The sequence below is a fragment of the Haladaptatus sp. W1 genome (assembly GCF_001723155.1).
In the GTDB taxonomy this organism is placed as follows: Archaea; Halobacteriota; Halobacteria; order Halobacteriales; family Haladaptataceae; genus Haladaptatus; species Haladaptatus paucihalophilus.
On the sequence record NZ_MEIH01000155.1, the window covers coordinates 1 to 8,069 of the forward strand.

Below are 8,069 nucleotides of genomic sequence, written 5' to 3' on the forward strand. Positions count from 1 at the left end.
CAGTAGAAGTCGAACGCCGCGATACACCCGAGGCCGAGCGCGATGTGATACGCGTCCACCGAGAGCGCCGTCTCCGCCGCCCACGCGGAGAATCCCTCGTGCCACGCGTTCTCCTCGCCGTCCAGATACGTCTGGAGGTCAGCTCGTTTGTGGACGTCGGACTCGTACTGGTCGTCCCGCGTTAGCTCGTAGATGGTCGGCGCGGCGGGTGTCGTGACGTCGAGGCTCATGTCGGTAGAGACGCTTCCCACGTCGATAAGCTCTGTCGCCCCGTCTCACTCGCGGTCGAAGCGAATCGGGAGCGACTCGACGCCGTAAATGAACGAACTCCGCGTCGGTTCGAGCGTCGTCACGGGAATCGTGACGTTCGACACGCGGGACAGCAGTTCCGAGAGCGCGACCTTCGCTTCGAGCCGGGCGAGCGGCGCACCCAGACAGTAGTGGGTGCCGTAGCCGAACCCGAAGTGTTGGTTCGGAGTGCGGTCGGGCCGAAACTCTTCCGCGTCGTCGAACTGCCGCTCGTCGCGGTTCCCGGAACCGAGCCAGACGACGAGTTGGTCGCCTTCCTCGATGGTTTCGCCGTGCATCGTCACGTCTTCCATCGCCACGCGGGTCATTGCCTGCACGGGCGACCGGTAGCGAAGTACCTCCTCGATTGCCGTGGTGAGCGCGCGGTCGTCGCCCGCCAGTTCGTCCACGGCGTCCACCTCGTCGAAACACCGCATCGCGTTCGTGATGAGGTTCGTCGTCGTGATGTTCCCGGCGACGAGCAACAGAATACACGTTCCGAGGATTTCCCGATGCGTGAGCGGTTCGCCGTCGATTTCGGCGGTGACGAGCGTCGAGATGAGGTCGTCCTGCGGATTCTCGCGCCGGTCTTCCATGAGTTGGATGAAGTAGAACGCCATCTCTTGGCGCATCTCCTCTTGGCGTTCGACGAACTCCGCGCCGCTCTCGTCCTCGCTCGCGGCCGAGACGATGGCGTCCGACCACGTTTTGAACTGCTCGCGGTCCTCCGTCGGAACGCCGAGCAGTTCCGCGATGACGATGACGGGAAGCGGGTACGCGAACTCCGACACGAGGTCGATTTCGTCCCCGTTATCGAGAATGTCGTCCAGCAACTCAGTCGTCAACTCGCGGATACGCGGCTCCAGTTCCCGAATCGTTCGGGGACTGAACTCCTCGTCCACGACGCCGCGGAGTTCGTCGTGTCGCGGCGGGTCCTGTAGGAGCATCGTATCGAGCATGACGCCCGCCTCCTCGCCCTCCGGTTCCTGAAATCCGCTCGCGTTCCGCGGGCTCACGGAGAATCGCTCGTCGTCGTCGAGCATCTCCTTTACGTCGTCGTATCGGAACACGTCCCACACCTTCCGCGTCGGGTCGTACCGAACCGGTGCCCGCTCGCGCATCTCCCGATACCAGTCGAACGGTTCGAGCCACGCTTCTCGCTCGGATAGTTCGTCGGGGAACGCCTGCAAACCCTGTGGGTCGGAGGAACTCATCCCCGACACTACAGGGGCGCGGCGTATCAGGATTCCCCTTCTCGTATCGGTCCTCGGATTCCTTGAAATAATGGCGGGATAGGCTTCGAGTGAAGTAGGGTCCGCCTCGACGCTATTTCCAGAATTCTTTTATGACTATTCTGTCCCGATGACGATTAATTAGCGAACAATAGGATAATATTGCGAACGATGACGGACAGTATTCACGGTGAAAGCTCGTTACTTTGCTCGACTTTCAATTCGCACGGAACTGAGACGGAAGGCTAATATAATTGTGGTAAATGCTTTCATAGCATGGATAGACGAACCTACCTCAAGGCGAGTTCCGGAGCAGTTGCTGCGCTGGGGCTCGCGGGCTGTTTGGGCGACTCTGGTGGCAGCGGTAGCGACGACAACGGTGACAACGGCGACGGCGAGAAGACCAGTTCGGACGGTAAGGACGGTGCCGACGGTGGAAAGATAATCGTCGGCTCCGACATCCCGTACAAGCCGTTCGAGTACCGGAAGGCGGACGGGTCGCTCGAAGGGTTCGACCCAGCCATCGCGGAAGCCGTCTTCAAGGGCCAACTCGGCCGGGAGTACGAGTTCCAGAAAACCAGCTTCGACACCATCATCCAGAGCCTGAAAAACAAGAGTTTCCGCGTCATCATGAGCGCGATGACCATCACGGACAAGCGCGCCGAGAAGGTCGATTTCTCCGACCCGTACTTCACGGCGTACCAGACCGTTGCGATTCGCAAAGGTGGCGACATCGGGAAACTCGACGATTTGAAAGGCAAGACAGTCGCCGTCCAGAAGGGGACGACGGGCGAGAGCGCGGCGGAAGACCTGAAAAAGGAGTTCGACGGCAGCCTCAGCATCGACAGCTACGACCAGATTACGGGCGCGTTCAACGCCTTGAGCAACAAGCAGGCGGTCGCGGTCATCAACGACAACACCGTCAACGCACAGTTCGTGAACGAGAAAGACGGTATCGTGTTCCTCGAAGGTAAGGGCGAAGCCGAAAAGCAGGGCAAGAAGGCACCGCCGTATCTCACGCTCACCGTCGAGGAGTACGGCATCGCGTTCCGGCAGGACGACGATGAACTCCGGAAGAAGGTGAACGACGCCATCAAGACGATAAAGGACGACGGCACCTACGACGAAATATACGGCGAATATTTCGAGGGCTGACTCCTTGCAATAGCTTCTGAAAAATAAATCATTGGATATACTATGGCAGAGACATACCACGAAGACACGGCCGCCGAACACCGTGCCGGTGACGGTTTCTTGACGGATACGCGGCTCAAATGGTTCGGCATAATCATCGCGGGCGTGTTCACGCTCGCCGTCGTGTACCTGCTCTACCGAATCCTGACCGAGTTCGTCGATTACGAGCTGATGCGCATCATCCTCCCGCGGTTCGTCGATGCGTACATCCTCGTCCTCGAAATCGTCGTGGTTTCGAGCGTCCTCTCGCTCATCGGCGGCCTGTTCGTCGGATTGGGTCGCGTGTCGAAGACGTCGTTTACCCACGCCATCGCAACGGGATACGTCGAGTTCTTCCGCGGGACGCCGCTCCTCTTCCAACTCCTCGTCATCTACGTCGGACTTCCGGCGTTCGGCATCGGTCAATTCTCAGAATGGAAGTACTACGCCGCGGTCATCGGACTGACACTGAACCACGCGGCGTACTCCGGGGAGGCCATCAAGGGCGGTATCAACGCAATCCCGGACGGGCAGATGGAGGCCGCGCGGTCGCTCGGCATGTCGTACATCAGTGCGATGCGCAAAGTCGTCCTGCCACAGGCGTTCCGCAACGCGCTCGCCGCAGTGGGCAACGACCAGATTATCCTCGTCAAGGACACCTCCTTGCTGACCGTCATCGCCATCCCGGAGATAATCAGCCTGTTCAGGAACGTCAACAGCAACCAACTGGACCCGTGGACGCCCATCGTCCTCGTGGCTATCGCCTACCTCGCCATCACGATTCCGTTGGGCAAACTCGTCCGCACGCTCGAAAGCCGCGCCGAGTGGGGTGAACAGCAATGAGGACGCCGAAAATCGAGTTCGACGGCGTTGACAAGTACTTCGGCGAGACGCACGTCCTGAAGGACGTCGACCTCGAAATCGACGACGGCGAAGTGGTCGTCGTCATCGGTCCGAGCGGGAGCGGGAAATCGACGCTGTTGCGGTGTACGAACCGCCTTGAAGAGATTCAGGGCGGCGAGATTCGCATCGAGGGCGAGTCCATCACTAACCCGACCGTGGACATCAACTTCCTCCGTCAGCGCATCGGGATGGTGTTCCAGAGCTTCAACCTCTTCCCGCACAAGACCGCGCTGGAGAACGTCTCTATCGCGCCGATAGACGTGAAGGGACTGTCGCGTGCGGAGGCGGACGAACGGAGCCAGCAACTCCTCACCGACGTGGGCCTTGAGGACCAAGCCGACTCCTATCCCAACCAGCTTTCGGGCGGGCAACAACAGCGCGTCGCCATCGCCCGCGCGCTGGCGATGGACCCGCACGTCATGCTGTTCGACGAGGTAACGAGCGCGCTCGACCCCGAACTCGTCGGCGAAGTGCTGGGCGTCATGCGCGAACTCGCCGAGGGCGGCATGACGATGATGGTCGTCACCCACGAGATGGGCTTCGCCCGCGAAGTCGGCGACCGAATCGTCCTCATGGCCGACGGGCGTGTCATCGAGACCGCGCCGCCCGAGGAGTTCTTCGAGAACCCGCGGACGGACCGTGCGAAGCAGTTCCTCTCGATGGTGCTGTAGCGTTCTTCGCAACGCTCCCGTAACGCCCGTCTCGACTGTCCCGTCGAATTCTTCCAGACTGTCCCGTCGAATTCCTCTCGACCGACCTGCATTTCTCCCGACTATCCTGTACTCCCCCTCGTTTCCGTGGGACGGAACCCAATTCCAAGCTTCTGGGACGAGTCGATGTCTCTTTTACACCTGCCCGGAAATGACGGGTAGATACGGGACCGATTCCGCACGTCGCATCGAGCGGTCCCGGCGACCCGAATGAGCGAACACAACGTCAATTGGAGCCGGTTGTTTCTGGTTCCCGAGCAGACGGAGACGACCGAGCCGTCTACAGACATGAACCGAGAATCGTCGAACGACCGGACGTCCCCGCCGCCGTCGGTGGTCCTGCGCTCGCTCGAGGACGACAAGTGTCGAACGCTCCTCACGGCGTTACGCGAACCCACGTCCGCGACCGCGCTCCGCACCGAGTGCGACATGCCCCGTTCGACCGTGTATCGGAAACTCGAACGACTCGGCGAGGCCGGACTCGTGCGGGAGTACACCGAGGTTCGACGCGACGGACCGAACGCCACCCTCTACGAGCGCGATTTCACGGATATCTCCATCAGTATCGACGAGAACGACGAGTTTACGGTTTCAATCGAACGGCCGGACCGGGACGCCACGGACCGGATGGCGACTTTCTGGACGGAGATGAAAAAAAGAATCATGATGGACGCGATAACGTGGCTCCTCGTCATCGTGAAGTTCGCCGCGCTCGGACTCGGCGGGGTCGTCACTCTACTCGCCTACCGCGCCTACGAGCGCACGCAGTTCGCGGGGCTTCGCTACTTCGCCATCGGGTTGTTCATCATCACCGTCGGGACGGTGCTGGTCGGCGTTTTCCACCACTTCCTCCACGTCCAACTCACGATGGGGATGCTCCTCGAAAGCTCCATCATCTGCGTCGGGTTCGGCGTCATGGTCGTCGGACTGTACGGGCAATAGCGGCGTTTTGTGATGGGCTCCCGGTTGAATGCCGGAGCGGAATTCACAAGCGGTTCGTTGGCGGTTGCGGTGCGGTAGCCGTCCAGAAGTAGAACTGCGAGCGGAGTTCTCGTGAGCGACTGAAAGGAGCGAACGAGAGCACGCAAGAGCAACGCTCTCGCGGAGCGAGGGTGACTACATCGTGCGAGCGAAACGAGCGGAAGCGAAGTCGAGCGAGCACGATGGGATTCGAACCCACGGCCGTCGGATTAGAAGTCCGACGCTCTATCCAGACTGAGCTACGTGCCCTCGGTACCGCATTATCGGTGCGCCTTCATAAGGGGTTGGGATTCTCCCCCGCAAACACAGCCCTTAAGCACGGTTCACGAGAAAACGAAGACGATGCGAGTAATCGGAACCGTCGGCCTCCCGGGGAGCGGCAAAGGCGAGGCCGCCACCGTCGCCGAGGAGATGGGAATCCCCGTCGTCACGATGGGCGACGTTATCCGCGCGGCGTGCCGCGAGCGGGGCCTCGACCCGGCGGAGCACCACGGCGAAATCGCCAAAGCACTCCGGGAGGAGAACGGCCCGGACGCCATCGCACAGGCGTCACTCCCACAAATCGACGCGGCGCTGACCACCTCGGAAACCGTCCTCGTCGACGGGATTCGCTCGGGCGTCGAAGTCGAACGGTTCGAGGACGCCTTCGGCGACGATTTCGTACTGGTGAGCATCGAAGCCCCGTTCGAGGTCCGCGCCGACCGGTTGAGCGAGCGGGGACGCGACCACTCGGACGCCGACGAAGCGCGCCTTCGAAAGCGCGACGAACGTGAACTCGGGTTCGGCCTCGACCGATCGATGGCGCGGGCCGATGCCGTCATCGACAACACCGGAACGCTCGACGGCTTCCGCCGCCGGATTCGCGCGCTCCTCGAAGACGGACTTTCGGGACTGGAGAGCGTAGAGGCGGGTGAGAACCGATGATATACAGCGTCGATATCCGAATCACGGCACCCGTAAACGACACCGAAATCGAAGCGCGGGTCACGGACGCCATCGAGAACGTCTTTCCCGGCGCGGAGACAGAATCGAAGGCGGGCGAAGTCGTCGCCGAAGCGCACAGCGTCGAGCACTTCTCCGAACTGCTCCACCGACAGGAAATCCTCGACACGGCGCGCGGCGAGTTCTTCTCGGGACGGGACGGCGACACGCTCTCGTTCGACCTGAAAAAACAGGCCGCGTTCCAGGGCGTGGTCAACTTCGCCGTCGGCAACCCCGACGAACTCGGCGAACTCCACGTTCGCATGCGGGTCACCGACCCGACCGTCGAGGAGTTCGTCGATTACGTCGCACCGCCGACCCAGGACGGGAAACCCATTGACACCGACGAAGGGCAGTAGCGGCGCTCGTTTTTACACCAACAGTTGCACCACGACGAACAGCACGATGACGCCCAGCACGTCGCAGGCGTTCGTCACGACCGGAATCACCACGTCGTCGGGGTCGAGTTCGAACCGATAGGCGACGTACGTGGCGACGAGGGTCACGAGGATGGCGACGAACGCTAACACGATGCCACTGACCAGCGAGACGAGGACGACGATGAAGAGGCCCAGTTGCGTCTCGCCGATGAGCCACGTCAGCGTCCACGCGCCGAACCCGACCACCGGGAAAATCGTGACCGCGAGGAGGACCGTGGCGACGGCGTTCCCCGCGAGCACCTCGTCTCCCCGACCGAACGAGAGCGTCCCGAGGTGAAACGCGGTCGAGAGTCTGGCGGCGAGGATGCTTCCGAGGTTACCCGCCGTGCCGATAGTTACCGGTACCAACGCGAGGAGCGTCGGATACTGTAACAGGGTGCTCTCGAACGACCCGAGGACGAGGCCGCTTCCGATTTCGACCATCGTGAGGACGAGCAACACCGGGAGCATCGCCCGCATGATGGCGCGAACCGTCCAGCGCGTCGGCATCTAGCCACCCCCGAGCGCGATGACGATTCGGACGGCGAGCAGGAGGAACGAGATGCCGAACACGTCACCCGTCGTCGTTACGAGCGGACCGACCAGCGTGTCCGGATTTTGGCCGCGGCGATACCCCGCGAAGACGACCAAGACGACGGCCACCGTCAGGGCGACCCCCGAGAGCAACCCCGCGATGAGCGCGATTGCGAGCAGAGTCGGAAGCGGCGCGACCGAATCCGAGAGAGCCTTCAGAACGGCGAACGCGACCACCGACGCGAACAGGCTGGCGAGGATGCCGTTCGCCAGCGAGGCGACGATGGCCGCCCACACCCGGTCGTCGTCCGGGACGAACGACGGTTCGACCAGTCCTTGGTGCAGTCCGGACGCGAGGCGCGCGCCGAGCGACCCGTAGACGTTCCCGCGGGTAGCGAGAAGGGCGGGGACGAGGACGAGCAACCCCGCCACCTGACGGAGTTCGGCGCGCATTCCGCTGAGGACGACGCCCGCGAACAGCCCACCGACCATGCTCGCGGCGAGGGCGGGGAGCGCTTCGCGGTACGCCTCGGCGGCGACTTCCCGAACGGTCATCTACTGCTGTGGACACGGGCACGGGACAAAAAAGCGGTGTGTCGCGATTCCACTTGCGCCGATAGTTCTGGTCGGACGAAATCGAAGAGAAAGACGACTATCTGAACGGCCCCATGCCGCCCATACCGCCACCGCCGCCACCGCCGCCGCCCTGCATCTTCTTCATCATGCGCTCCATGTCGCCGCCCTGTCCCATCCCTTGGAACTGTTGAGCGTCTGGGACATCATCTTGTGCTGCTGGAGGAGTTCGCGGATGCGTTCCTCGTCCTGCCGCTCCCGCGAGCGATGCGGCG

The 8,069-nt window shown here is 62.1% G+C and carries 9 protein-coding genes, 1 tRNA gene and 3 pseudogenes; 7 read left to right on the forward strand and 6 right to left on the reverse strand.

Going from position 1 to position 8,069, the window contains the following annotated elements:
• Together BG842_RS08435 and BG842_RS08440 are read right to left on the reverse strand one after the other, a co-directional pair.
• A pseudogene (locus tag BG842_RS08435) lies at positions 1 to 230 on the reverse strand (hypothetical protein); the annotation flags it as partial.
• Between the two features lie 45 nt (positions 231 to 275).
• Positions 276 to 1,502 (reverse strand): cytochrome P450, encoded by a 1,227-nt coding sequence (locus BG842_RS08440; RefSeq protein WP_069450423.1) that lies wholly within the window; start codon positions 1,500 to 1,502, stop codon positions 276 to 278.
• A gap of 294 nt (positions 1,503 to 1,796) precedes the next feature.
• On the opposite strand from BG842_RS08440, the gene BG842_RS08445 reads away from it, so the two are divergent.
• From BG842_RS08445 to BG842_RS08465, 5 genes and pseudogenes are all read left to right on the forward strand, one after another.
• On the forward strand, positions 1,797 to 2,675 hold the full coding sequence (locus BG842_RS08445) for a transporter substrate-binding domain-containing protein (RefSeq protein WP_069450424.1): 879 nt from the start codon (positions 1,797 to 1,799) through the stop codon (positions 2,673 to 2,675).
• Positions 2,676 to 2,717: 42 nt separating this feature from the next.
• Positions 2,718 to 3,536, forward strand: a complete 819-nt coding sequence (locus tag BG842_RS08450) for an amino acid ABC transporter permease (RefSeq protein ID WP_069450425.1) — start codon at positions 2,718 to 2,720, stop codon at positions 3,534 to 3,536.
• The gene (locus tag BG842_RS08455) at positions 3,533 to 4,267 is read left to right on the forward strand and encodes an amino acid ABC transporter ATP-binding protein (protein ID WP_069450426.1); all 735 of its coding nucleotides are present in this window, start codon (positions 3,533 to 3,535) and stop codon (positions 4,265 to 4,267) included. The genes BG842_RS08450 and BG842_RS08455 overlap by 4 nt, the downstream gene beginning before the upstream one ends.
• A gap of 249 nt (positions 4,268 to 4,516) precedes the next feature.
• Positions 4,517 to 4,963, forward strand: a pseudogene (locus tag BG842_RS33020) (helix-turn-helix domain-containing protein); the annotation flags it as partial.
• A gap of 6 nt (positions 4,964 to 4,969) precedes the next feature.
• Complete coding sequence (locus tag BG842_RS08465) at positions 4,970 to 5,248, forward strand: hypothetical protein (RefSeq protein WP_069450431.1); 279 nt, start codon at positions 4,970 to 4,972, stop codon at positions 5,246 to 5,248.
• A 213-nt stretch (positions 5,249 to 5,461) separates the two neighbouring features.
• Here BG842_RS08465 and BG842_RS08470 read toward each other — a convergent pair.
• Positions 5,462 to 5,536, reverse strand: a tRNA-Arg gene (locus BG842_RS08470).
• Positions 5,537 to 5,629: 93 nt separating this feature from the next.
• Here BG842_RS08470 and BG842_RS08475 point away from each other — a divergent pair.
• Positions 5,630 to 6,211: an AAA family ATPase gene (locus BG842_RS08475; RefSeq protein ID WP_069450427.1), complete on the forward strand. Its 582-nt coding sequence runs from the start codon at positions 5,630 to 5,632 to the stop codon at positions 6,209 to 6,211.
• Positions 6,208 to 6,627 carry an RNA-binding domain-containing protein gene (locus BG842_RS08480; RefSeq protein WP_069450428.1) on the forward strand — a complete coding sequence of 140 codons (420 nt, stop codon included), beginning with the start codon at positions 6,208 to 6,210 and terminating at the stop codon, positions 6,625 to 6,627. The genes BG842_RS08475 and BG842_RS08480 overlap by 4 nt, the downstream gene beginning before the upstream one ends.
• 12 nt (positions 6,628 to 6,639) lie before the next feature.
• Here the strand turns inward: BG842_RS08480 and BG842_RS08485 are convergent, their stop codons facing one another.
• The 3 genes and pseudogenes from BG842_RS08485 to BG842_RS27360 all read right to left on the reverse strand — a co-directional run.
• Positions 6,640 to 7,197, reverse strand: coding sequence for a magnesium transporter (locus BG842_RS08485; RefSeq protein ID WP_069450429.1), 558 nt, complete (start codon positions 7,195 to 7,197; stop codon positions 6,640 to 6,642).
• Positions 7,198 to 7,776, reverse strand: coding sequence for a magnesium transporter (locus BG842_RS08490; protein WP_069450430.1), 579 nt, complete (start codon positions 7,774 to 7,776; stop codon positions 7,198 to 7,200).
• Positions 7,777 to 7,873: 97 nt separating this feature from the next.
• Positions 7,874 to 8,069: pseudogene (locus tag BG842_RS27360) on the reverse strand (signal recognition particle protein Srp19); the annotation flags it as partial.

Bases quoted from the DNA above. Each gene is read 5' to 3' on its own strand.
- BG842_RS08445 (WP_069450424.1), top strand. From the start codon at position 1,797: ATGGATAGACGAACCTACCTCAAGGCGAGTTCCGGAGCAGTTGCTGCG.
- BG842_RS08450 (WP_069450425.1), top strand. From the start codon at position 2,718: ATGGCAGAGACATACCACGAAGACACGGCCGCCGAACACCGTGCCGGT.
- BG842_RS08455 (WP_069450426.1), top strand. From the start codon at position 3,533: ATGAGGACGCCGAAAATCGAGTTCGACGGCGTTGACAAGTACTTCGGC.
- BG842_RS08485 (WP_069450429.1), bottom strand. From the start codon at position 7,197: ATGCCGACGCGCTGGACGGTTCGCGCCATCATGCGGGCGATGCTCCCG.
- BG842_RS08480 (WP_069450428.1), top strand. From the start codon at position 6,208: ATGATATACAGCGTCGATATCCGAATCACGGCACCCGTAAACGACACC.
- BG842_RS08475 (WP_069450427.1), top strand. From the start codon at position 5,630: ATGCGAGTAATCGGAACCGTCGGCCTCCCGGGGAGCGGCAAAGGCGAG.
- BG842_RS08490 (WP_069450430.1), bottom strand. From the start codon at position 7,776: ATGACCGTTCGGGAAGTCGCCGCCGAGGCGTACCGCGAAGCGCTCCCC.
- BG842_RS08440 (WP_069450423.1), bottom strand. From the start codon at position 1,502: ATGAGTTCCTCCGACCCACAGGGTTTGCAGGCGTTCCCCGACGAACTA.
- BG842_RS08465 (WP_069450431.1), top strand. From the start codon at position 4,970: ATGATGGACGCGATAACGTGGCTCCTCGTCATCGTGAAGTTCGCCGCG.